20 protein-coding genes, 1 tRNA gene, 2 pseudogenes and 1 riboswitch are annotated in these 24,939 nt (G+C 43.0%); of the genes and pseudogenes, 4 read left to right on the forward strand and 19 right to left on the reverse strand.

All coding sequences use genetic code 11. The features are described from left to right. Positions 1 to 640 precede the first annotated feature (640 nt). Both ACWATR_RS05785 and ACWATR_RS05790 read right to left on the reverse strand, forming a co-directional pair. Complete coding sequence (locus ACWATR_RS05785; RefSeq protein WP_460330319.1) at positions 641 to 1,129, reverse strand: PEP-CTERM sorting domain-containing protein; 489 nt, start codon at positions 1,127 to 1,129, stop codon at positions 641 to 643. 165 nt (positions 1,130 to 1,294) lie between these two features. After that, positions 1,295 to 1,522: a hypothetical protein gene (locus ACWATR_RS05790; protein ID WP_460330322.1), complete on the reverse strand. Its 228-nt coding sequence runs from the start codon at positions 1,520 to 1,522 to the stop codon at positions 1,295 to 1,297. A 120-nt stretch (positions 1,523 to 1,642) separates the two neighbouring features. Between ACWATR_RS05790 and ACWATR_RS05795 the strand changes: the two are divergent. Then, positions 1,643 to 1,951 (forward strand): annotated as a pseudogene (locus ACWATR_RS05795) (RNA-guided endonuclease TnpB family protein); the annotation flags it as partial. Between the two features lie 123 nt (positions 1,952 to 2,074). On the opposite strand, the gene ACWATR_RS05800 reads toward ACWATR_RS05795, so the two are convergent. The 5 genes from ACWATR_RS05800 to ACWATR_RS05820 all read right to left on the reverse strand — a co-directional run bounded on the left by ACWATR_RS05800 (position 2,075) and on the right by ACWATR_RS05820 (position 5,628). Further along, a complete protein-coding gene (locus ACWATR_RS05800) occupies positions 2,075 to 2,812 on the reverse strand; it encodes a cobalt-precorrin-6A reductase (RefSeq protein WP_460340229.1) in 738 nt (245 codons plus the stop codon). Positions 2,813 to 2,815: 3 nt separating this feature from the next. Next, positions 2,816 to 3,232: a DUF1636 domain-containing protein gene (locus tag ACWATR_RS05805; protein ID WP_460330325.1), complete on the reverse strand. Its 417-nt coding sequence runs from the start codon at positions 3,230 to 3,232 to the stop codon at positions 2,816 to 2,818. Between the two features lie 22 nt (positions 3,233 to 3,254). Beyond that, positions 3,255 to 3,412, reverse strand: a riboswitch (cobalamin riboswitch). 168 nt (positions 3,413 to 3,580) lie between these two features. Continuing rightward, the gene (cobA, locus tag ACWATR_RS05810; RefSeq protein WP_460330328.1) at positions 3,581 to 4,360 is read right to left on the reverse strand and encodes a uroporphyrinogen-III C-methyltransferase; all 780 of its coding nucleotides are present in this window, start codon (positions 4,358 to 4,360) and stop codon (positions 3,581 to 3,583) included. Continuing rightward, positions 4,357 to 5,106, reverse strand: a complete 750-nt coding sequence (locus ACWATR_RS05815; protein ID WP_460330330.1) for a sirohydrochlorin chelatase — start codon at positions 5,104 to 5,106, stop codon at positions 4,357 to 4,359. Before ACWATR_RS05815 ends, cobA begins: the two co-directional genes overlap by 4 nt. A gap of 138 nt (positions 5,107 to 5,244) precedes the next feature. Continuing rightward, positions 5,245 to 5,628 carry a DUF4359 domain-containing protein gene (locus ACWATR_RS05820; protein ID WP_069069642.1) on the reverse strand — a complete coding sequence of 128 codons (384 nt, stop codon included), beginning with the start codon at positions 5,626 to 5,628 and terminating at the stop codon, positions 5,245 to 5,247. Positions 5,629 to 5,753: 125 nt separating this feature from the next. Between ACWATR_RS05820 and ACWATR_RS05825 the strand changes: the two genes are divergently transcribed. Further along, positions 5,754 to 5,826 (forward strand) — tRNA-His (locus tag ACWATR_RS05825). Positions 5,827 to 6,274: 448 nt separating this feature from the next. Here the strand turns inward: ACWATR_RS05825 and ACWATR_RS05830 are convergent. Beyond that, positions 6,275 to 7,681 (reverse strand): glycosyltransferase family 2 protein, encoded by a 1,407-nt coding sequence (locus tag ACWATR_RS05830; RefSeq protein ID WP_460330332.1) that lies wholly within the window; start codon positions 7,679 to 7,681, stop codon positions 6,275 to 6,277. A 681-nt stretch (positions 7,682 to 8,362) separates the two neighbouring features. On the opposite strand from ACWATR_RS05830, the gene ebsA reads away from it, so the two are divergent. Next, positions 8,363 to 8,737, forward strand: coding sequence for a type IV pilus biogenesis protein EbsA (gene ebsA / locus ACWATR_RS05835; RefSeq protein ID WP_181930772.1), 375 nt, complete (start codon positions 8,363 to 8,365; stop codon positions 8,735 to 8,737). A gap of 163 nt (positions 8,738 to 8,900) precedes the next feature. On the opposite strand, the gene ACWATR_RS05840 is transcribed toward ebsA, so the two are convergent. The 8 genes and pseudogenes from ACWATR_RS05840 to ACWATR_RS05875 all read right to left on the reverse strand — a co-directional run bounded on the left by ACWATR_RS05840 (position 8,901) and on the right by ACWATR_RS05875 (position 20,845). After that, the gene (locus ACWATR_RS05840) at positions 8,901 to 10,418 is read right to left on the reverse strand and encodes a trehalase family glycosidase (RefSeq protein ID WP_460330336.1); all 1,518 of its coding nucleotides are present in this window, start codon (positions 10,416 to 10,418) and stop codon (positions 8,901 to 8,903) included. Between the two features lie 99 nt (positions 10,419 to 10,517). Next, entirely contained in the window at positions 10,518 to 13,316 is a 2,799-nt protein-coding gene (gene treY, locus ACWATR_RS05845) for a malto-oligosyltrehalose synthase (protein ID WP_460330338.1), read from the reverse strand. Between the two features lie 6 nt (positions 13,317 to 13,322). Further along, positions 13,323 to 13,586: pseudogene (locus tag ACWATR_RS05850) on the reverse strand (DUF3540 domain-containing protein); the annotation flags it as partial. A gap of 341 nt (positions 13,587 to 13,927) precedes the next feature. Continuing rightward, a complete protein-coding gene (gene treZ / locus ACWATR_RS05855; RefSeq protein ID WP_460340232.1) occupies positions 13,928 to 15,775 on the reverse strand; it encodes a malto-oligosyltrehalose trehalohydrolase in 1,848 nt (615 codons plus the stop codon). A 293-nt stretch (positions 15,776 to 16,068) separates the two neighbouring features. After that, positions 16,069 to 16,485 (reverse strand): thiol-disulfide oxidoreductase DCC family protein, encoded by a 417-nt coding sequence (locus tag ACWATR_RS05860; protein ID WP_460330341.1) that lies wholly within the window; start codon positions 16,483 to 16,485, stop codon positions 16,069 to 16,071. A 318-nt stretch (positions 16,486 to 16,803) separates the two neighbouring features. After that, positions 16,804 to 18,693, reverse strand: a complete 1,890-nt coding sequence (gene ilvB, locus ACWATR_RS05865) for a biosynthetic-type acetolactate synthase large subunit (protein WP_460330344.1) — start codon at positions 18,691 to 18,693, stop codon at positions 16,804 to 16,806. Between the two features lie 132 nt (positions 18,694 to 18,825). After that, positions 18,826 to 20,088 carry an MFS transporter gene (locus ACWATR_RS05870; RefSeq protein WP_460330346.1) on the reverse strand — a complete coding sequence of 421 codons (1,263 nt, stop codon included), beginning with the start codon at positions 20,086 to 20,088 and terminating at the stop codon, positions 18,826 to 18,828. Between the two features lie 142 nt (positions 20,089 to 20,230). Further along, a complete protein-coding gene (locus ACWATR_RS05875) occupies positions 20,231 to 20,845 on the reverse strand; it encodes a hypothetical protein (protein WP_460330348.1) in 615 nt (204 codons plus the stop codon). 482 nt (positions 20,846 to 21,327) lie between these two features. On the opposite strand from ACWATR_RS05875, the gene ACWATR_RS05880 reads away from it, so the two are divergent. After that, positions 21,328 to 22,443 carry a ferrochelatase gene (locus ACWATR_RS05880; protein ID WP_460330351.1) on the forward strand — a complete coding sequence of 372 codons (1,116 nt, stop codon included), beginning with the start codon at positions 21,328 to 21,330 and terminating at the stop codon, positions 22,441 to 22,443. A 775-nt stretch (positions 22,444 to 23,218) separates the two neighbouring features. Here ACWATR_RS05880 and ACWATR_RS05885 read toward each other — a convergent pair. The 3 genes from ACWATR_RS05885 to ACWATR_RS05895 all read right to left on the reverse strand — a co-directional run bounded on the left by ACWATR_RS05885 (position 23,219) and on the right by ACWATR_RS05895 (position 24,864). Next, complete coding sequence (locus tag ACWATR_RS05885; RefSeq protein ID WP_460330354.1) at positions 23,219 to 23,590, reverse strand: TSUP family transporter; 372 nt, start codon at positions 23,588 to 23,590, stop codon at positions 23,219 to 23,221. Between the two features lie 24 nt (positions 23,591 to 23,614). Next, positions 23,615 to 24,580, reverse strand: a complete 966-nt coding sequence (locus tag ACWATR_RS05890; RefSeq protein ID WP_460330357.1) for an acetamidase/formamidase family protein — start codon at positions 24,578 to 24,580, stop codon at positions 23,615 to 23,617. Positions 24,581 to 24,681: 101 nt separating this feature from the next. Further along, on the reverse strand, positions 24,682 to 24,864 hold the full coding sequence (locus ACWATR_RS05895; protein WP_460330359.1) for a hypothetical protein: 183 nt from the start codon (positions 24,862 to 24,864) through the stop codon (positions 24,682 to 24,684). Positions 24,865 to 24,939: the final 75 nt, after the last annotated feature.

Consider the following 24,939-nt stretch of genomic DNA (forward strand, 5'->3'; position numbering starts at 1 on the left):
CGTTGACAGGGCGATAGAATTCTATATCTAGACAAAATTACGGTATCATCTGGATGCAATGATACTACCGTTTGTCTCAAAGAACATATAGACAGATCGCAATTTCTATCGCCAAATCAAAGGTTTACAGCAGTTCTCATGTGTTTGAACCACATCTGTCGTAGGGGCACAGCAATGCTCATTGGTGTCAACTTAACGCGAAACCTCACGTCCGCCAGGGATTGTAAATCCCTGTCTTATAGCTAAAGTCATCTGAAGATGACTAGATATCCCCAAAAATATTCAGTCTACTTCAGTAGACTTTAGCTATGAGCCAGAGAATTCATTCTCTGGCGGGTTATGAAGCCCGCAGCGAAGCTATTTTTGGCTTAAGTTGACACGTATGAGCAATGCTGTGCCCCTACCGCGTGGTCTATTTACCTGAAAATAGCTGTAAGACCGAACGTCAACACCTAGCTAAAGTTTAAGTCAGGCTTTAAATCCCATCTGAAAATCTCTTCTCTACAAGATGCTACGCATAGCTTGCTTCCCTGTAAGGGTAAAATCTTGAATTGTTATTGATGGTTTTAGGAAACTTTTTCGAGCTTTTTCTGAGTGAATTTGGATAGCTTGTTACGCGTAAGCTAAAAATAGAAGTGGGTTAAGGGATGGTGATCATGGTCGCAGAAAAACTAATGGGTAATTCACTATCTTGTGATCCTAAATTTTTCAAACCTGGTTTAGTTGGCGCAGAAAACATCTCTAAATAACCTGGTTTCGACAAAAAACTCGCGAAAAATGGACTTGAATAATGTCCTTCCGAAGTGGAATATGCAAAACCCTTACCCGTTAACTGCTGAGTATTAAGACTAATTAAATCATCAACATCAAAAGGTTCGTTTCCTGGCATTGGAGTCCCAGGCGCTTGCAAACCAGTAATTTTTTCACCATTTCGTGTACCAGTAATTCCAGTAATCAGGTAAAAACCTAAATCGTTAGGGGTGTCATTAGTGGTGAAAGTACCGTTTGCCGCTATGCCAGTACCAGAATAACTCCAGTTCCAACTTAAAGCAGAGGCAGCTGGCATTGTCCCGAAAACTAATCCAAAAGTGGTGGCGAGGACTATGGCATATAGAGCTAGATTTTTCATGGAAGTCGTTAGTGCGATCGCGGATTTTGTAGAATGTTCCCGTGTATTATACGGAAATTAAGAAAGATAGTATTATTTAGCTGAATCAAAAAGAAGCTTCTCACCTACCCGGAGGGAGGTGATGAGATGAATTTTTGGGCGATGACGAATTGACACACAACTAATTCAATCTGCAAGATTGACAGGGCAGTGGGTCGATGATAGCGTTCGCATAGCGTCTCGCAGAGAAGCGTTAGCGGGTACTCCCGCCTCGGAATCGCCATTTTTAACTTTGAGCGAGTCTATAAAGTCTTCAATTACATGAGTCATGGTTTTATCGTTTTGACTTGCGTATAACCGCAGTTTATTCAATCTACGCTCTGATATCCTTAAATTTAATGCTTTGTTTTTCATGTTTGCCTACACATTGTCTTTACGTTTATGTTATCCTATTTGTAGGTCGAAAAACAAAGGATAGAAAATGAAGACATCATACCAGTACAAAATCAAACCAATTAAACAGCAGACGGAGAAGAAGAAGTTCCTAAAAAAGTTGAATTAGCTTTTGATAGATGGTTAAAAGGTGACATTAACGGGAAAAAATCGGGTAAACCTAGATTCAAGGGTAAAGGGCAATATAAAACTTTTACTTACACCCAATTCAAACAGCATCACTTTGTTAACAACAAAATCACATTGTCAAAGATTGGGGAAGTTAAAGTAATTATCCATCGACCAATACCCGATAGATTTGATATTAAGACTGTATCCGTTACAAAAAAAGCAGACGGTTATTATGTCACCCTCAGCCTTGATGACAAAACAGTGCCAGCCGTTAAGCCCATAAAGAACCGTGGGGCGCACGGTCTTAAAGCTCAATTAATGTCCTCATAGAGGAGTCGTTGAGAAGCCCACACTCACCCGTTCGCGTAGCGTCTCGCAGAGAAAGGGAGTGTGTGGAGTACGTCACCAGCGAGCAAATAACCACGTCAAAGCAGCATCAACATTACTAACCTGTTCTCCTGGCGGGATGGCTGGACGATTTACCATAACAACCTTTATGCCCAGTTCTCGCGCTGCAATAATCTTGGCCTTTGTTGCATCGCCACCGCTATTTTTGCTCACGATGGTATCAATCTTGTTATTAATCAGGATTTGTCTTTCATTATTGAGAGTAAATGGCCCGCGATCGCACAATACCATTCCTAACGGCACTAAAGCATTATCGGTAGGTGGGTCAATCATCCGCATCAGAAACCAAATTTTCTCTAGGTGAGCAAAGGCAGCGAGTTCTTGTCTACCAACTGTCAAAAATACTCGCTGTGCTTGGTTTTGTAGGGCTGTTGCTGCGGCTTCAACGCGATCAACTTCAATCCAGCGATCGCCACTTTCTTTTTCCCAAGGCGGACGAATTAACATCAGACGGGGTACTCCAACTTCCGTTGCGGCATCTGCTGCATTAAAGGAAATCTGAGTCGCAAAAGGATGGGTTGCATCAATTAATAAGTCGATTTGCATGATTCGCAGATAGCTAGCCAATCCCGCCACGCCACCGAAGCCTCCAACCCGTAAATCGCCCAACGGTATTGACGGTTCACGGGTGCGACCAGCTAGAGATGTGATTGCTTCTAACCCTTGGATAGTCGCAACCTTGGCAGCTAGTTCTGCTGCATCTCCCGTTCCACCTAGAATCAAAACGCGCATCATTTAAGATAAAGGTGGAATTTTTGCCAAAACACCTTTTTTCAGTGCTTCTGGACGCTCTGACCAAGGCAGTAAACCATCTGCTTTGGTATAGTATTGACTAGCACATTGCAACACCGCAGAAGCACTACCATCAACTGCCAAGTCACCAAATAAATATGTTAATTTGCCTTTGGCAGTAAATGCGACTACACAAGAACGATTACAAGCACTCATGCATTCAACTTCCTGAATCGGGAATTCATCTCGTAACTCCCAATCTTGGGCAAGCTGCTGAAGTTGGTGTAAAAGTTTTTCACCACCACTTTCGCCTAAGCGATTTCCATTTTGCCAAACACTGGCACAGGTTTTACAAACAAATAAAGTATGATCAGCAACAGCCAAGGGATTGGTTGGGGAAATATTTACAGTAGTAGTCATCTGTACCTCGCAGAGATGTGGAAATGATAAATCTATTTCGGCGGGCATCCTGACTTACTCAATTTGGTTCCTTAATCTCAAATTAGTTCACAGTTGCGGGACAGCGCCGGATTTGCACCGAACTTTCCCCGTTACCTCTGGTAGCTGACTCCCACCAGAACCGAATAACCTTATTGATCATACACTAGTGGTCTATCGCATTAGTTACGAGGGATGAATAAGTTCGTAGTAAGGACTTTAGTCCTGGATTTTTAAGCACTTCAGTGCTTACTACAAACTCATAATATTTAATGCGATAAACCACTAGAGTCATCTCAGAATACGAAATAACAAGCTTTGCACCAACCATCAAACTGGACGACAACCAGACAAAATACTGTGCATATTCACTACTTGTCCAATAACTGCGATCGCAGGCGCACCAAATCCAGTTTGCTCTACCTGCTCTACAATTGTCTCTAAAGTCCCAATCAATTCTTCTTGTTCTGGTCGCGTACCCCAGCGTACTAAAGCAATGGGCGTTTCTAAATTCAATCCAGCTAAACTTAATTGTTCGACAATATAAGGCAGATTGTGAATTCCCATATAAATTACAATAGTTTCGGAACCGTGAGCGATCGCACTCCAATTTACTATCGGTCTATACTTACCCGCCGCTTCATGACCAGTTACAAATATCACTGATGAACTATACAGCCGATGCGTCAAAGGTATACCTGCATAAGCCGCTGCTGCAATTCCCGATGTGATACCTGGCACTACTTCTGTTGATATTCCAGCTTTGACTAATTCTGCCATCTCTTCGCCACCGCGACCAAAAATAAATGGATCGCCACCTTTTAGGCGTACTACAATTGCATGATCCTGCGCTTTATCAATCAGCAGTTGAGTTGTTTCTTCCTGGAACAGCGAATGTTTTCCCCTCCGCTTACCAGCATTAATTTGCTCGGCTTGGGGATTAATCATTGCCAGAATTGCCGAACTAACTAAGGCATCATAGATAACTACATCTGCACATTCCAACAAACCTTTAGCCTTCAGGGTAATTAAACCTGGATCACCTGGCCCCGCACCTACTAAATAAACCTTTCCCAAATACTTATTCTCCTGTTTCTCTGTGCGGTTCATTTATCTGTTAAATCCCAAATTAGCTCGGCTAATTCTGCACTTGCTCCCAGTGGCGATGCCAATTGGAAATTCACCGCAGAAAATTGTAATTTTAACTCCTCTATTGAAGTAGCGATCGCATCAGTTATTCCACCAGCGAATAAAAAGTATGGCAAAATTGCAATTTCTCTATAACCAGCAGCTACTAACTCTTTCACCCGTGATTCTAAACTAGGAGGCCCAGCCCAATAAGCAGCTACTACTCCCAAACTCGCCGCTATTGCTTCCACAGTTTCTTGAGAACCTGGACGACGGCTACCATGAGCTAAGAGAATCCATGCTTCTGCTTTTGTCGCAGCTATTTGCTTGGCCAGCAATTTCTCTAAATTGGGATGAGAGCCTAAATGTGGTTGCAACTCAATGATGATATCTTCACCAATAGCCTGTTGTGCTAGTGCTACTTCCGCGGGAATATCTGTCATCACATGTACTCCCGGCAGCAGAAATAGCGGTACAATTTTTAGGCGCTTATCGTTTTGAGGTAGTTTGCGATCATCGTCAAAAGCACTCTTAGCAAATTGTTGAATCTGCTCGTGTAAAGGCTGAGGACTCATTTCTAAAGCAGCTATACCAACCAAATGTTCGCTATTTAATGGGTTGAAGTTTTTTGGCAATAGATTACATACCAACCCTGCTAGTTGCTGCATAGCAATTTCTGGGCGGCGATCGCGGCTTCCGTGAGATACTAAGAGATAGGCAGATGACATCGGCAAAAATTGAACTTTCTGTTACTATTCTTACTTAAGATTAAGTTGGGGGGTAATAGATACCCTGGTAATTATTGAAGAAGAATACTGAATTTTGGATTCTGACTTGTTCTTCAAATTCTCCCCCTTCTGGTTGACTTATTGTTCTTCAGCAGTGTAAGTATAAAATTGATCAAAAGCTCCCACCGTTTCAAATTTATAAGAAGGTATCCAAGAACTTATTTTTAAATCTGTACGGTAAACACTAAAAATCACGTAATTTTGTCTTTCTGTAGTCCTGGCAATAATTTCTTGGATTTGCGGGTTAGCCGAGTCAACCAACTTATCACAATTAAAACGGATTAAATTTTCTATAATATTCGTAGTACTTTTGCATACATCGGTTTTTAAATATTCTGACAACCTTTGCACTGCATATTTTTCATATTCAACCTGACTGGGATTGGTCTTCGCCATTGTCACACCCAAGGCGGCGAGTCCTGCTGCTGCTCCAGTATATGCAATGATGGTCAATGGTTTCATGTTTGCCAAGTTAAATTCATTGTAAATCGTTAGATTCCAGAGACTCTAAATCAACTGAGTCCGTTCCTTGAATAAAAACTCTTGATCGCTAGCCAAATTATTGCTATAATTCAAATTGTTGAATGGCGAGCGTAGCCAAGAGGTTAAGGCAGTGGTTTGTGGTACCACCATTCGTGGGTTCGAGTCCCATCGTTCGCCCTATATAATTTCATAGTTATCCATATATTCCTATAAAAGGTGGGTTGTGGTTCTTAACTTTCATAACCATTACTTTAGCAAGAATCTGTCGTCTATAAGTTTATAGACTTGGAATGGTTAAAAATCCAGGATGATTAATTAGCTTATATTATCAAGAAGTTGATGTATATAGGACTCATATTTGATTTCTGAAAAAATTCAGTACAACTAAGAAGCCTTCTTGCCTATTGCCTATTGCCTATCTACGCAAATTCGTTCAGAAATCAAAGCGGATTCCTATATAAGCAAATCTACTTTCTAAATGAAAATTAGGTGTGTGGTGTCTTACTGTTTGGGAGAGGGAAAGGGGAAAGGGATGGATCGACTTTAAAACACGCATAAAAAAAATACAAAATTATTTTTGGTAATTTTGCATTTTTAAGTTTTAATTTTTAATTTCTCAAATGGGCTATTCCCCATTCCCCGTATGCAAGGTTTTCACCCATTTCAGGCGCTTTGGTCTTACCGACATCCGGGCAGTAGTACTGCTCATGACGATTAACCAGTGCAACATATATAAACTGCCACGCAGCGTTTGCACCAGCATCAGAAAGTATGTAGAAGGTGAAAATTTCTGATCTTGACGTATCCGCTTCAGACCTGTAAACATCCCTACCATCGACATAGAAATGGACAAGCCTGTGATGGGACTTAACATTGGTGGACGATGACGAGCGATCGCCATTAATAAATCTGGGACTGCTGCTGTGGGCAAGATATACATAATCAGCATGAAAATCAGCAAATCCCAGCTTTTACGCGTTCCCATGCGGTTTTTGAGAATTAAATCCCAATAATCCAAATAGCGCTGATATCCGCCTTCTGCCCAACGGTTGCGCTGATGCCAAAGTGCGATCGCACTTGTCACTCCTTCTTCTTGCACCGCTGGATGGAAAACACACTCAATATCCCATTTATCCAAATGTAAACGGATTGTCAAATCCAAATCATCGGTAATGGTTTCTTCATTCCAGCCACCGCAGCTTTCCAAGGCTGAACGCCGGACAAATTGACCATTGCCCCGCAGTTCGCCAATGCCACCAAGGGCAGTCCGCTGTTGCTGAAACCAGGTATCAAGGGCCATTTCTGCCATTTGACCCTTAGTCCAAAAGTTTTCTTTAGCGTTGGCGATCGCTTTTCGCACCTGCACCGCCCCCACCTTTTCTCTTTGAAATAAAGGTACTACCTGTTGCAGCAAGTCTGGTGTTACTTGGGCATCAGCATCAAATACTGCTATAATATCGCCCTTTGTCAGCGGCAATACCTGATTCAACGCCCCCGATTTGCCGCCACTAGCTTCTGCTGAACGCCTTAGTACTTTCAGTTGATCGTGTTTCTGTTCGAGTTCTGCTAATAAATGCGGCGTGCTATCACTGCTGTGATCGTCAATAATCCATACTTCGTATTGCCCACCTGGATATTCCAGATTACAAAGATTTTTGACTAATTTAGCAATTACTGCCTCCTCATTTTTCGCAGCCACCAGCACAGAAACAGAAGGTAAATCTCCCTGTATTTCTTTTGGATAGCGACGGGATTTAGTAAACACTACCACCAAGGCATGAAATCCTAGAATGGTGGTCAGTCCTAGAATAAATATGGAAGCCCAAGAAACTAAATGTAGAGCGATCGTGCCACTCCAGACGATAGTCAAGACTAGAGCTGCTTTGCGTCTACGACCTTGAAACCGGGATGTTAAAGACATAGAATCTGTCTCTAACACTGACTCCTCATCTACTGATAGGTCAGACAACAAGGAGTTGAGCGGCTCAAGCTCTTGATAAGAATCTTCTTCGGGCCAGGAATTCGCTGGCATAGGTTAGGTTGCTTGATTCAAAAACCACTATTTGTCTACAGTTAGTAATTTTACGGACAAATATCCCTAAGCTACTTTTCCCGATATTAATCGGAATGGGTAAACTGCAATACCCGCTATCCCTAAGCCAAAAGCCGCTAAGACTACCTTTGTTGTCACTGCCACTCTGGGTAATTACCTCAAATTAACCACGTTTGCTACTCTTAGACAGAGGCTTGATTCCTTTGATAGCCACTTGGGCAGGAAGCTTGTAGAGTCGGACTTTCTCTAATGAGAACTCCGATTTGGACAAAGTAATAGTAAGGTAGCAGCAGCTCGTTGCTGGGAGAAACAGCAATAATAACATCCACAACTTTACAGTGGGGATTTTTTATGTTATTGCGCTCCGCTTCGATAAAAGTTAATGCAGCCCTATTCTAACCGAAATTTTAATATTTCTTAGCAGTAACTTCATTTATTTAGTCATTGGTCATTGGTCATTGGTCATTTGTCATTTGTCATTGGGATTAGGGAGAGGTGACAGGTTACAGGGTACAAATTATTCCCTGTCACCTATTGCCTATTGCCTATTCCCTATTCCCTTCTTCACTCACCACTGTGTGCTTTAGATACATCTTTTGGGAATACTACTAACATCCACTAATATCCCCAGTTGCAAACTAACTTGAGGAATATTTAATAATGTCTATTGAACAACTCCAGCCTGCCACTCAACAACAAGCTAGTGTTTACTTACCTTACGTTCAGGGTACTAAGCGCAATTTTTTACCTTATGCCATCAGTCTTTATCAAAAAGGAGTTTTGGAAGGACACAGGAAGATAGAAGCTAGTGAACATGTCCCCTTTGTTGCCTCCTGGAATGTTGCTACTTTACCCTCAGATTTAACCCGTTGCCGAATCCAGTTTGATGGCAACGCTGACTTGAGTTATGAACTGATGATGGCCAGTTTTGAGTTTATTAATTTTTTAATTGAACTTATGGACAACTATAAACGTCATAGATTGACCGATTTTTCACAACCGTTTTATCGCAAGCTACTGCGTATAGACGATTGATTAAACTCAGCCGGACTTTTGCGAGTTCGGCTGTTTGTAGGTAATTGGTCTTTGAAGACGCGATAAATCGCGTCTCTACATGAGGGTTTTGTTGCTCATTATATTCTGACTCCTGTTAGCGGTAGCGGGGCGTTTAGCCCATTCTGAATTCTGAATTCCGACTTTAAACTTTTTTACCATCGGCTGCTAAAAGTTCCAGAATGACTCCATTTGTCCAGCCGAAACCAACTTCGTTAGAACTATATCCAAAAGAGATTTCGTCGGAAACGTTGGCGGAACAGCGTTCAACATCATATTTCTCAACTAGGGTGTTGTGACGCTCGAATTCTTTAATTACCATAGCTAGGAATTTGTTGGTAATGCGATCGCCTTCTGTATGATACCCATAGCGGTGAAGTCCCTGGACGGCAATTAATGTCAATGGTGCCCAACCGAAAGGGGCATCCCACTGGTTTCCGGTGACACGAGTACTGGTCAAAATTCCGCCTGGGGCTTCAAACAAAGAGAGATTATCTACGACGCGCTGGGCTTGAGCTTGAGAAGCAATTCCCAACCACAGAGGATAGAAGGTGGTAGCAAATTCATAGCGGCGGCGTTTTCCACTCTGGAAGTGATAATCCAGATAAAGTCCTTTTTCTTCATCCCAGAGACACTTATCGATGCGATCGCGGCGGATATTTGCACGATCGCGCCATTGTTTTTCCAGTTCTGTGTTCCCTAAAATGTCGTTAATTTGCCCCAAGTCTTGTTCCACCTGATACAGCAAACTGTTGAGACACACAGGAGCATAGTGGAGGATATCAGCACTGAAGGGGCCAAATCGGTTGGTGATATCAAAACCGGACTCGCGCATGGTGCGATCGCCCCGATAAAATAGATTGGTCAGTTCGTCATTTTCTTGGTTGTAGTAAAGACTAACGTCATAATCCTCAACCTCAAAAGTTTTATAGTACTCCTTGACGCGATCGTAGTGGCTTTTTCCCTCTTCATCCCGCTCAGAGAACAAAACTTCTGGCGCGGGGCCTTCCCCAAAGGCATAGAATCGGGATAAGCCTATGGGAGCATTTAGATGAGGCGGTACTACCCAGTAATAATAAAACTGTTCTAGGATCGGTACGGTTGACCTTAGCCACTCTTCATCTTGGGTGTGCTGGAATAGAGCCAAAACCATCATGCTGAGGACGGGGGGTTGCGATCGCGACAACATATAAGTCCGATTGGAATTGAGGATAGTGCCGTAATGCTGCACCTGGTAAAGCATTTGCTCTACTTGGCTTTGGGCTAGATCCAATTCTTCATCGTGTAAAAGTCCTAGTAATATAAAGTAGCTATCCCAGCCATACATTTCGTTAAAGCGCCCACCAGGGACAATATAAGGCCCTGGTAGGTATAGTAATCCGTGTTCTTTAATCGCTTCGACTTCCGGGGGTAAAGTGCGAATTTGCAACTGTTGCATATCTTTGGAAGATAGCGATCGCTCTAACACAGTTTGAATGTTGGGACAATCTTCTGATGGTGAAATGTAGACTATCCAAGGAGTGTTGCTTTTATGGTCTAGTTTGGTATCCTTGGCAGATTGTAATAAGTGTTCGTGCGATCGCGTTAAGGTTTTCCATGTTTTTTTGATATGGAGGCGCACGGCGTCTATCTGCGCGGTAGTAAGTGCTGGGGGAGTGGTCATAATTCAGAATTATTTTTTAACGCAAAGGAACGCGAAGGGAACCGCAGAGGTACGCAGAGGTTTTACTGGGTTCTCTCTGCGTGTGATGGATTTATGTTTTTACTCGGCGCTACTAACTAAGAGAGCAACTGGGAAATGGGTTAGTGCTGTTGCGATGGATAGGGTTTCTGTGGTGTGTAAGGGTTGCTGAGTTATAACGTTTTTCCAGGTGTGGGAAGTTCCAGGGGGTAATTGTAGGTGCGTATCTTGCCAAACTGATTCGCCCAGGGGGTTGTCTCCAGGCTGGATGAGGCTGGTTAGAAAGCGGGGTGCGATCGCGATCGCTGTTTGATTTCCTTCCCGTCGTGCAAAGGCGATAATGTGATTGGCGGAGGTTCCCTGAACTTCTAAGGGTAGATAGTCACCATCCTGGAATAATGAAACATAGTTTGTTCTGGCTTGGAGTAATTGAGCCGTTAAAAACAGTTTGATTCTACCGTCGGTTTTGTGGTTCAGTAACTCCTGAATTAGTGCGAGAATATCTGTTTTTGCTTGTTCGCGGATGGCGCTTAAGTAAGTACGTCTCTGTTCAAAATCTACGGGACGACGATTGTCTGGATCTACTAGGCTTAGTTCCCAAAGTTCCGTTCCTTGGTAAAAGTCGGGTATACCGGGTGCGGTAATCTTTAGTAGAGTTTGAGAAAGGGAATTGAATATCCCATACTTTGAAATTCGCTGTTGAAAGGGACGAAAAACTTCTAGAAATTCTCCGGAGATGGAAGGGTCGAGTACTTTCTCAATAAAGGAGGTACAAGCTTCTTCGTACTCGCTATCAGGTCGCAACCATGCTGTATGCACTTTTGCTTCTCGAATTGCTTTAATTATATAGTCCTTTACCCGTTCCACAAAGGATGCCTGTTCATGTTCGGCAAAGGGAAACGCCCCCACCAGGGTTTGATAGAGAAAATACTCATCGTTGCGATCGGGCATAGCAAACCCGTGGCGATGGCTACGATTTCCTCGATTAATGGCGCTCCAAGTATTTACCTGCTGTTCCCACTCATCGGGAATTTCTGAGAGGACATTCAACCTGGCCCGCACATCTTCGCCGCGTTTGGTGTCGTGGGTGGCTGTGGTGTTCATTGTGTGGGGCCAGGTTGCTTGGTGCTGTTGGTTAAAGTCATGAAATTTGGTTACTGTAATTCCAAAATGACTGGGATTACCCCCAACTTCATTTAGCGACAGCAAGCGATTGTAAACATATAATGTGGTGTCTTCAACGCCTTTGGCCATGAGCGGGCCGCTGTATTGCTGCATTCGCAAGACAAAATATATCCACTGTTCGCGTTCTGTTTGAGTCAGAGAATTATCGAACTCTAGCAGCATTAACTTTTCAATAAAGGTCAATTCATGCTGCAACAGGGGCGCTTGTTCTTTGGCTTGGCTAATTACTTCTTGAATGGTGGCGCGATCGCTATCTCCAATGCCATCGGGGGTAATATAAGTACGGTAAATCGGGAAGAGTGTCAAAACTTCTGCGATCGCTCTTTTTAATCCATTCAGTGTAAAATCATTGCCATAGCGATATTTACTGGAAATATTCTTGAGTAAAAGAGCCAGATTGTCAATATCACCTGCTAAATTCTTTTCCAGGATCAGGTGCTTCTTATCCTTCACTACCGATGCATAATCTACTCTTGAACCAATAAAGTTATGGTAGATTTTATCGAATTGTGATTGATTTTCATATTGACAAAATACGCCATTTACATAGTTCAAAAAGTCATATCCAGATGTACCTTCAATTTCCCAATCCTCTGGTAATTCTTCGCTAAATTCTAAAATCTTCTCAACGGTGATATAAATATCTCCCGTCTTTTCTCTCAACCTTTCTAGATACTGGATTGGGTTATAAAGTCCATCAATATGGTCAATGCGTAAACCTGTAAATTTGCCTTCCTCAACCAGCTTTTGAATCAGGCTGTGGGTATTATTAAAAACTCGCAGTTCTTCAACTTTTACAGAAATTAGTTCGTTGACAGTAAAGAAACGGCGATAGTTCATTTCCTCCGCCCCAACTTTCCAGAATGCGAGACGGTAAAATTGGTCATTCAGTAATTCATCTAGGAGGTTAAAGCTTTCTGAATTACCCGGTTCTCCGTTGAAAGTTTGGATATTTTCGTCAATAAACTCACGGATCGCATCATTTGTGGTGTAGAGTTCCCAAACCAATCCTTTAATAAATGCGATTTGGTCTTGTCGCTGTTTACCCGCAACCTCTGAGGGCACGTTTTTCAGAATGTAAAGAATCCCCAATAGCTTAATAAAATCGGGGTGATTGCGTCCTAGTGTACGGGTGAGTTTACCTAAATTATGAGTGATAAAATTTGTGTACGACTCTAACCGGAGTGGCAGTTTTAAGCTGTAATAGTTGACAGTTAAACCGTTTTCTTCATATTGCAGTTGAATGTGTCCGTTTTCTAGGGATGCACCATAGAAATCTCCCAGTAGTGGCGCGAGAATTCGCTCTTGGCGATCGCCAAAGGGTACATTCCAAGAAAGATCAAAGTAGTCAGTATAACTGGAATCTGGCCCGTGTTCTAATACGTCCATCAAGTAAAGATTTTCGCTGGTATAGGCCATGTGATTGGGCACAATATCTTGTAACCATCCCATACCAAGGGATTGAACTTCATCAACTAATGCATCAAAGGATTCATTAGTTCCCAGTTCAGGGTTTAGTTGAGTGGCATCTACTATATCGTAACCGTGCGTACTCCCAGAGCGTGCCTTGAAAATGGGGGAGGCATATAAATCGGAAATACCTAAATCTGCTAGATAAGCTGCGATCGCTTTAGCGTTATCAAAGCCAAACTGGGGTGTAAACTGAATTCGATAAGTTGCGGTAGGAATTCGCATATTTTTTTAGTGGCGAGTGGGGAATTTGAGCCTTTTAACCTGAACGTTGAACCTTTTTGCCTGAACGTTAAGCCTTTTAACCTGAACGTTAAGCCTTTTTGCCTGAATGTTGAACCTTTTTGCATGAACGTTAAGCCTTTTTGCATGAACGTTAAGCCTTTTTGCCTGAACGTTAAGCTTTTTTGCCTGAACATTGAACCTTTTAGCCTGAACATTGAGCCTTTTAGCCTGAACGTTCAGCTTTTTAGCCTGAACATTGAGCCTTTTAGCTCGAACGTTGAGCCTTTTAGCTCGAAACTTTAAGTTTTAACAAATCTTACTCCCCTTCCCTTGCAGGGACTACAGTGTACACACAAGTCCATCTCACCCCCTCTAACTCCCCCTTGGCAAGGGGGAGAACCGGATATCTCCCCCCTCTTTGCAAGGGGGGATTAAGGGGGGTAAATCCAGGGTTTGCGCTTCATTACCAAGATGTGTGTACACCGTAGCTCGTAGGGAAGGGGCTGGGGGTTAGGTCTGTATTGCACTCAACTCAGAAACCCTATATCTTAATACGGTTGAGTTAAGGGCTGATTGTACAAAATTGCGAATTGCGAATTGCTGTAACTTCCTCATCCATTTTCATACAGGACTATACTAGTTGCTTTTACTGTCACTTCTTGTCCCGCAGACAGATGTTCAGCGGCTTCAGAACCAGGCCCAGACCATGAGGTATCTGCTGAGTCCAACAATTTATTAGCATTTTGCTCAAATGGCAAGGTCACTTTGACTGGCGACGAATTGAAATTCATCACAAATATTAGTTCACTCGATTCGCACCAACGACGCACGGTGACTACCTGCTTGGCTTCATCGCTAGTAGCTTCGATGAAATTGCGGTCTTGATTTAAAAGTGCTGGATGCGTCTTGCGTAAATTAATTAATTGGCGATACCAATCCCATAGAATCTTGTGATTACCTTCATGGCGTAATTGCCAATTAAGTTTAGAACGCAGGAAAGTATCTGCTGATTCGGGATCTGGGGGATCATCTGCATAGTGAAATGCTTCAAATTCTTGCTTGCGTCCGGCTCGAACTGCTTGAATCAAATCTGGATCGGAGTGACTGACAAAGTAAATAAAGGGTGCAGTTTCGGCGTATTCTTCTCCCATAAATAACAGGGGTAAATAGGGAGACAGCAGCACAGCACCAGCGGCTAACTTTAATCCTTCAAAAGAGATCCGCTGGGTGAGGCGTTCTCCTTTCATTTGATTGCCGATTTGATCGTGATTCTGAATGCAGATTGTAAACTGTGATAAAGAGCGATCGCGGCAAGATATACCATGAAATCGTTTGCGATCGGGCGAGTATTTCCAATCGTAGACAAAAGTATCGTTGTAAGCTTTTACCAAATCAGCAAACTGCCCAAAATCTTGATAATACCCTTGGCGATCGCCTGTCAACAGTGCGTGCAATGCATGGTGAAAATCATCACTCCATTGAGCATCGATTCCATATCCACCCAATTCTGATGGACGAATGATTTGCGGATTATTCAAGTCACTTTCAGCAATTAAATGGCGTTTCCATGTTTGCCCCTCTTGTGAAAAATTATGAACCGCTTCGGACAGTTCCCATAAAAAATGCTTGGCTCCCAAATCGTAAATCGCTTGAATCGCATCGAGGCGCAATGCATCAATGTGGAACTCGCGCAACCAATACAGCGCATTTTCGATAAAATAATTTCGCACACCCTGACTATGGGCATCGTCAAAATTCAGCGCTTCGCCCCACGGCGTTTTATAGGTTTTAGTAAAATAGGGCGCGAATTGACTCATGTAGTTGCCTTCTGGCCCAAAGTGGTTATACACCACATCCAGCACAACAGCGATATTGTGTTGGTGACAAGCATTTACCAGTTGCTTCAGTTCAGCTGGGCTACCGTAAGAATTTTGGACAGCAAAAGGGTAAACGCCATCATAGCCCCAGTTGCGATATGCAAGAGTTGCCTCAATATGAGTATCTCCCGGAAACTGGGAGATGGGCATAATTTCAATAGCGTTAATTCCTAGTTCTCTGAGTTCTGGTAAGCGGGAAATAATGGCGGTGAAAGTTCCTTCAGGTGTAAATGTCCCAACGTGGAGTTCATAGAAAATCATCGACTCCAAAGGAATACCTGCCCATGCTTCATCAGTCCAATCAAAATGATGATCGACAATTTGCGACGGCCCATGCACCCCTTCTGGTTGATACTGCGACGCCGGATCGGCAAAAGCGTCTTGGCCATTCAAGACATACCGATAAAGCGTGCCCGGATACACATCGTTGACTTTCGCGTGCCAGTATCCCTCAGACTGAGGCTTGAGGGGAATTACCTGCTGCTGTGGCGTCAAGGTTTTTACCGTGACGCTATCTAATAGCGGAGACCAAACTGTAAATTCACATTCTCCGTTACCTAAGTAGTTAGCACCAATTCTCACGCAGTATCCTCCCGTCAGTTCAGTGTATTGTGCCGAATTCTGGCGCGATCGCAAATGCCATTGATTGCACAATGTTACAAACACGCCAGATAGCATAATGGTTGGTCTAGCAGACTTTTTGCTAGCACCTGGAGGCGGATTTTTGACTAAAATAAACTCTGTCTAACGACAAATAAGCAAGCGGGGCGATTCATCGCGTCTCTTGCCTTAACCAACAGCATTAGGAGGTAAAAGGCAGGAGGCAGGAATTTTGAAACCCACAGAGGTAAGGTAAAGCCTCGTATAGCTGTGGTTTATTTAACTTCAGTTGACTTGCAGCTACCATCGACACAGTATGACGATTCATAAGTACTAGAACGCTTACCAAAAAGTGCGTAGCGGTTATCGCGGATTTGTTCGTAAAAGCGATCGCCTGCCCATTTCATCCCCGGTAAGGCTCGATAAGCGTCTACAAATATACTTCCTGCTGGCAATAACCGCCCAATTTCTTCTGCTGCGTTACTGCCTTGCCAGCGCTTCTGAGGTTCATTGCCATCAATTAAAATCATCCCCTGTTCGCAATCTTGGGCTGTAATCCCCCACTGTAAAAGTGTCTGCTCATCTTGCATAGAAGCGTAGCGAAATAACTTTCCCTTGTCTAAGGTTTCTAGAAATTGTACTAGGGTAACGCAGAGATTACAATTTCCGTCGTAGATTACGTAGTAGTTCATGGAAATAACTGCTCTTTGGCAATTGACTTGTCGGATGTGTCTAAACACAACTTTGGTATTCTAGCTTAGAAAACCGTTGCGATCGCTACTTCAGCCACTTGCTTTTTCATACAGGGTAAACGCAAGAAAAATGACATGATAATATGCTAAGGAAATGATTTAGTGAATTACTTAGGAAATATTTCTTTAGCTCAACCCAATCAGGAAGATTAAGCTATCTCTACGCAAAAGGAAAGGGAGCATAAGTAGGGGAATTCCTGTATCTTTCTCCCCTTCTCTTTACTCCCCTACCTCTCTAGTCTGAATTATCAAAAAGCGTTACAGCTTCGTCCCACACTCAGCACAGAAGTTATGGGTAGGAGCATTTTTAGCATTGCAATGACTACAATACACTGGTTCTGCTGCCGCTTTCGGCGCTTGCTTCTGCAAGCCGACCATTTGAGCGTTGCTCTTACCAGGGGCTACCATTGGATAGCAGTTTTCGTCTCTGGTGACGTGGACATTCACAATCACCGGGCCTTTGTGTGCTAGCATCTCAGCGATCGCATCTTTTAATTGACTGCGATCGCTAATTACCATGCCTTTAATCCCATAAGCTTTTGCCAATAACTCTACGTCTGGCATCCCTACTTCCATGTTGGAGCATGAGTAACGCTCACCATAGAAGGCTTGCTGCCACTGGCGCACCATCCCTTGCCAGCCGTTATTGATAATTATTGTCTTGACGTTTATCCCATACTGTGCAAGTGTTCCTAGTTCCTGTAAACACATTTGGAAACTAGCATCACCGCTAATACAGATGACTTCTTCATCAGGAAACGCTACTTTCGCGCCCATTGCCGCAGGTAAGCCAAAACCCATAGTTCCTAAACCAGCGCTAGAAATCCAGCGTCTTGGGCCATTTTTCAGGAATTGCGCCGCCCACATTTGATGTTGTCCCACATCTGTAGTGTAGAAAGCCTGGGGTGCTTGGCGACTAACTTCTACAATCACTTCTTGGGGTGAAATGCTGTCGGGATGCTGCGGCACGATCAGAGGATATTCTTCGCGCCAGCGGTTGACTAGATTCAACCACTCTTGGTTTTGATTCGGTGTCGCCTTAATCCCTGTTTCTTTGCAGCGACGCAACAAGTCTACTAAGACATTCCGCACATCACCAACGATAGGCACTTCGGGAATGCGGTTTTTGCCGACTTCTGCGGGATCGATGTCGATGTGAATGACTTTGGCGCGGGAGGCGAATTCGTCTAACTTGCCTGTAACGCGATCGTCAAATCTAGCGCCGACGCAAATCAGCAAATCACAATCACTAACGGCGAAGTTAGCGTAAGCAGTGCCGTGCATCCCCAACATTCCCAAAGCTAGGGGATGATGTTCGTCAAATGCACCGATCCCCATTAAGGTTGTGGTGACAGGGATATCGAATAATTCAGCTAGTTGTTTAATTTCTTCATGGGCACTAGCTGCGATCGCACCACCACCGACATACAATAGCGGACGGCGACTTTCAGTAATCAACTGGATCGCGGCATGAATTTGCCGGGGATTTCCCTTCACCGTGGGACGATAACCGCGTAACTTTACTGAACCTGGTTTTACAGGTACATAGTCAAATTCTTCTAAAGCGACATCTTTGGGGACATCAATCAAAACAGGCCCCGGACGCCCAGTACTAGCAATGTGGAAAGCTTCGGCGACAATTCGCGCCATATCTTTGGGGTCACGCACTACATAAGAGTGCTTGACGATTGGTAGGGTAATCCCGTAGATATCGGTTTCTTGAAACGCATCTGTACCAATGGACGGACGTGCTACCTGTCCCGTGACTACAATCATCGGGATTGAGTCCATGTAGGCGGTGGCGATGCCTGTTACCAAGTTAGTTGCTCCTGGGCCAGAAGTACCAAAGCATACTCCTACTTTCCCTGTGGCACGGGCATAACCGTCAGCGGCGTGGGCTGCGCCTTGTTCGTGTCTCACGAGAATGTGCTTCATAGCACCAGTTGCTTCCACCTTATACAGGTCGTCGTAAATTGGTAGAATTGCTCCACCAGGATAACCAAAAATATAATCAACGCCGTGGCGATGAAGGCTGTCAAGTAGAGCAAAACCGCCAGATGCACGTTTGGGCAAGGCTGGCGGGCTAGAAGCACGAGACTGTTTGTGATTCTCGGTTTGTGGGAGACTAATTTGGGAAAGCGATCGCACGGTCAAACCTCAGACTATAGCTAAAGTTAATGCTGAATTCTGTAGTTAAGATTTCATTTTAATTGAAAACTTCAATCAAAATCTTATTAATTTTTATATTAAATATAAAGCTAGATTATTAGCCTACATTAATTAAATTACGTCTTGCAAGACTTTGCGGGTATTTTGCCAAGCCCAAACACCGACAACCACGACAATAATGCTCATTGCTACAAGCACAGTTCGCAAGCCCAGAACATCAGTTAATGGCCCAGTAATAGCCAGAGGTAAGGCCAGAGCGATGTTGACGGCATGATTTTGAAAGCCAAATACTTTACCGTGCATTGTAGATGGTGTTTGTTGTTGAATTAAAGTTTGCATGGGCACACCAATGAAGGCAGCACCTACACCCAAAAATGCACACAATCCCAGCGCCAACAACAAGTTGTGCGTAAAAGTGAACACTCCTAAAACTAGTGCCATCATCAAAAATCCAATTAAAGGTAGGGGTTTGTGATGCAATTTATCACCCCAGTGACCTAAAATCGCCGCACCAAATACCATACCCACCCCGGCTGCTGCTAAGAAAAAGCCAAACTGTTTTTCTTTAAGACCAAACTCCTCGGCTAATTGAATTGTCAGCACTGTTAACGCTGCAAACACACAATATAAAGTTGTCAGTTGCAGCATGGCATTCAATATCAAACGGTTTTTCTTAAGATAGCGCAGGCTCTCAGTGAATTCAGCCCAAGGGTGATTTGATCCTTGGTGTTCTTGGTGGGGTTTGTGTTCTTTAAACTTAATTGGCTGCATGATCACAGCCGATAATAAATATAGTCCACCAACTACAAGTTCTTGACCGTATTCTGCTCCCATCAGGCTTTTCGACAAACTCAAAATTGGCTCTCCAATCGCAAAGCCAACAATTAAAGCTCCCATCATCGTGCTGCTAAACAGCGCATTGGCTGCCAACAAATTTTCTCGCTTCACCAACAGGGGAATAGCTGCTTGCTCGGCTGGTGCAAAAAACTGTGTCACCGTGGAAATGGCAAAAGTCAGGATTAATAGAATCAGGAATTCTCGTGGTAACAAGGGAAGACACAGCGTTAATATTCCCCGCACGACATCTGAGCCAACCATAATCAGCTTTTTTGGCAAGCGGTCAACAAAGATACCACCAGCCGAGCCGAACAAAATTGCTGGTACTGTAAAGGACAGCATCAAAGTTGAGTACATTGAGTTTTGTGCCAACCCTGGAAGCGGTGAGTAGTTCTCCAGTAGAGCAATCATCAAAACGAAGAAGACTTTATCTGCTAACTGGGACACCAATTGCCCAATCCACAGGAGCATAAAACCACGGTTTTTTAGCAGTGCGCCAAACCCGTTATTAACAGCAGCAGGTTCAGTTGGAAACATTAGATACTTTGGGTAGATGGGGCATAGAGCATTGGGCATGGGGCATTGGACATTGGGCATGGGAGAGAATAAATGCTAACTCCTGACTCCTAACTCCTGACTCCTAACTCCTCACTCCTGTTTACTTACTCCATTGTCCGGATTAATTTGCTTCATAGTGCTTTAACAGCATAAGCAAAAACTCAGCTGCTGTCAGACGACCTTTGGGTGGAGAAATTCCAATGGATGAATCTACCCACCAGCCTTGTACATTTTGGGGAGATTTCCAAATGGACAAATGATCAACTGCTGGCTCTGCATAAAAGTTATTTTGCCCACAACCTAGCAAACAAGAACTCCAATGGGTGAAATAATCATGACTCATTCGATGAATAGGGAAATTACCCTGTAGTGGTACTCCCCAGCCATCTATAGCAATAAATGCTTTGACACGACCACCCAAGAGTTGCCACAAATGCGCTGCGCCTATTGCCCCGACTACCCCAGCACTAAAGCTAATGAATATAACAGGCGATTGTAGTTGATCTCCCAAGTGATACCTGCGGTGAGCTAGGCTAACGTGCAAAAACTGCAAAATGTGCAAGGCTGATAAAACTAAAACATCTTTGCCCGGATAAAGCAGTATATTTGCGTAATTGTGTGCGTTAGCGTAGCTCACCGCAGGTATCGCGTTATTAGAAACTAAATCTAACAATCCGACTCTAAAGCTTTCAGTTAATTCTGGCTCATGAATTCCAGGGCAAATAATTATACTCATTTGTCTATTCTGAAAATTGGGCATTGTGTAAGATAAATCTTTGTGCCTGAACGTTGGTGGATATATATCGTGTTAGCAGGTTTTAGTATTGTATTAATCACTTAAATCTGCTATCGATGGTCTATTAGCTATTTCCCCAATAATCAATAATAAGGATATAAATCAGAACTTACGTCAGTATGTGATCCAATACGGTTCGGTTAAAGGGGAAAGGTTTTAAAACAATTCGTAATTCGTAATTCGTAATTCGTAATTCATAATTCCCCATTCCCCATTCCCCATTCCCCACTCCCCATTCCCCATTCCCCATTCCCCATTCCCCATTCCCCACGTAAGTCTTGTATGTCTTTTGATGTATTATTTTGATTTTTCCACCCATCCTATCCCCCTGGATGGGATAATAAGTTACTAGTAGGGAAAATGTGTAAGCTATTCCCTAACTTTATATTTCTCTGCACTCTGGTTATATTGAGGAACTCATTGTGGTTGCCACGCCGGAAAAAGTACAACACACCCACGAGCATCTATCAGGTAAAGACCGTGTAGCCGTATTGCTTATGGGCTACGGCGAAGTCGAAAGCTACGAAGATTTCGCCAACTATAACGAACAGGCTTTAAATCTACTGACAGCAAAATTTGCACCAGTACCAACCTGGATTTATCCGCCTCTGGCAAAACTTTTGGCGCTATTTGACCGCCATGAATGGGGACACACACACCACGATTTTATCTCCCCACACAATGCCATTTTTGAACAGCAGCGGGCTGGGATTGAGAAGAATTTGCAAGAAAAATGGGGTGATAATGTCCAAGTTTTCAAAGCTTTTAACTTTTGCGCCCCTTTTCTACCCAATCAAGTCTTGGCAGAAATCAAAAACCAAGGCTTCGACAAGCTGCTAATCTACCCTTTGCTAGTTGTTGATTCTATCTTTACCAGTGGGATTGCGATCGAGCAAGTTAACAATGCTCTTGTTGAGTTGACTGATGGTGACGAACACTGGGTTAAAGCACAGCGTTACATTCCTTCTTTCTTCAACGAACCAGCCTACATCGATTTAATGGCTCATCTGGTTGAGGAGAAAATTGCTGAGTTAGCCTCAGCTTATCTACCTTCTCAAATCGGTATTGTGTTAATGAATCACGGCTGTCCTCACAAAGCCAAAGGCTTTACTTCTGGGATTGCTGAAAGTGAAGCAATGTACGACTTAGTTCGAGATAAGTTGATTAACCGTTATCCGTTAATCTCCGTGGGTTGGCTCAATCATGACACACCCTTAATTGATTGGACACAGCCAAATGCAGAGCAAGCCGCAAATAACCTGATCCAATTGGGTGCGAAAGTAGTGATATTTATGCCAATTGGCTTTGCGACAGAAAATCACGAAACTCTATTGGATGTACACCACATCATCCATGCTTTGGAAAAACAGCATCCTGGTACGAACTACGTACAAATGGCTTGCGTCAATGACCATCCAGAATTCTTGGCGATGGCGGCGCAATGGGCTGATGCTCATATTGCACAACTGTTGTCAGAGCAAACTTTGGCAGTTAATCCCCAACTAGCGGGGCATCATCATCACCACCACCATCATTAAGTTTTGTAGGGTGGTCAAAGTTTTGTCCACCTAAACTTATGGTGTAATCATTTGACAATCTCACGCTTCAAGGCGTGGGATTTTTTATAGTAGGGGCAATTCATGAATTGCCCCTACCGCGTGTAGTTTTGCGTAAGTCCTATATGAAATGAATTTATAAACAAAAACGTAATTTTTCTGTCACAATTTACTAAGCGCGATCGCAGATTAATAACGATTCATATCGGCATCTGATATAAATCGTTGGTTCCGTAGAGTAAATACTATAGCCATTTTCAATCCGGTGAAGTACAAGTATGCAAATAGACCTAACCCCCTAACCCCCTTCCCGAAGGCGGGAAGGGGGAAAAATTTAAAGCCTCTCTCCTTTTAGGAGCTACGGTGTACACACAAGTTGAAAAAAGATCAATTTCCCATTGTTCTTTCGTTTATCTCGTTTTATCTCGTTCCTATGCTCTGCATAGGAATGCCTGTTTAGAGGCTCTGCCTCTAGTCAAATATTGAGTCAGAGACTCAATGAATGCATTCCCAGTCGGAGACTGGGAACGAGGAAATGCTTATCAAGCTAGGTTTTTAGGACTTGTGTGTACACCGTAGCCTTTTAGGAGAGAGGAATGGAAGTGAGGTCAAAATTGTACTTTACGCTTGTCGATAACCGTTATACTTACGCTGGATCATTGTTCATTATTTGGCTCAAAATTTGTCAACACAACAATATATTGAGTAGGTAGGTGATGCCTTAACAAAGACATTGCTGAAGCTGAATTAAACTCTTCTAATTTGACAGTAAATAACGAAGGCCGATCAATAACACAAAAATGCCATACAGCTTTTTCATCAACTCGCTGCTAATAAACGGCTGATTTGCAAACAATGCCCCGAAGAAGTTACCCACGATTAAACCAACTGCAATAATCAGAGCATATTTGATATTAAGATTACCGTTGCGATGGTAAACTAAGGCTGCTAGAATCCCAATTGGCAAAATTTGAGCAGCCACAGAAGTTCCTGTAGCTAACTTCTGATCCAAACCAATTACTAAAACCATTGCGGGAATCATAATTGCGCCGCCACCAATACCAAACATCCCGCCAGCGACGCCAGAAACTAAACCAATTAACAACAGTTGGATCAAGATATTAGACATAACAAATCGTTGCTAGATTACAAACTATAAATTAATTTTCTGGGAAAAGATTGATTTTGTTAGCATTCCATGTACACCTTTTTGGGGACTGTTAACAACTTGAGTGATGTGAAAATTCACAGCTAAACTACACAATACATAAGCATCTTCTGGCGACAAATTAGTAAAGCGTTCCAGAAAATCAATCATGTTTTTTAAAGCTAGCTCTAAGGCTTCATCTAAGGTTTGAGCAAAGCCCATTGTGATGATATGAGTTGGAGTTTCGGCAATTGGTGTTGTTAGTTGTAAATCCTTGCGAAGTTTGAGGGTAATTCTACCGTTCATGGAAGTTTCAATGGCGGTAACATTTACCTCACCATCTCCTTGTGCAGAATGCCCATCACCAATAGAAAATAATGCACCTGGTACGAAAATCGGCAAAAATAAACGAGAACCAGCTTGTAATTCCCGATTATCAATATTACCACCGTAAGAACCTGGTGGGATAGAAGTTCGAGAGGTTTCTGGAGTAGCGACACCAAGAATCCCAAAAAACGGTTTGAGAGGAATTTTTATGCCAGTACCCGCCGGAAATTCCGCGATATTGTTTACTAAATCTAGAGGAATGAATCTCAACGCAGGTTGAGAAAACTGATGTGGTAAAGCTCCCCAACCTGTACGAATGGCATTAAACCCTACAGGTAAACGAGGTGCGATCGCATCTAATTGTACTTCTAAAACATCCCCTGGTTCGGCATTGCGTACATAAATTGGCCCTGTAAGTAAATGCGGCCCTCCAGCAATTTTGCGTTCTGGTAAAAGATTTTGGCAGATATCGAGAAATTCTGGTGTGAGGAACTCAGGTGGTGCTTTGTCATAAACGTAGTAACCAGTATAAGTTTCTACATCAATCGTATCGCCAGAGTCAATAGTGAGTACTGGTTTTAGCAGATGCGAGAAGCCACCTAGATGTACGGTTTCTTTTGAGGCTTTTAAAATGTAATGAGTCATAACTATTTTGTTTTTAATTGTGTGCAATCAAGACCATTTCTATGGATTCATATCTATGCATTTTTGTCAACCTAAAGTTAAAGAAAGTCTATAACCAGCTTTTAGAGATGGTCACTTTTCATTAGCCCTGTTTTATCACTTTCGTAAAAAAATAATTGAAGCGAAACTCTAAAACTTTTATTTAATGTTGATTGAGCAGAAGAACCAGGAATATGCTCAGTTGCCGTTTTTTGAGTATATGAAAGACGAGACAATTGACCCACGACAAAGGCTAGCATTTGCACCTGTCATTGCTCCATTACAATCAGTGGCTCGGCTCATCAAGTTATATTTTCCTGGGGTTGGTGGATAATATTATC

The sequence above is a fragment of the Nostoc sp. UIC 10890 genome (assembly GCF_054786515.1).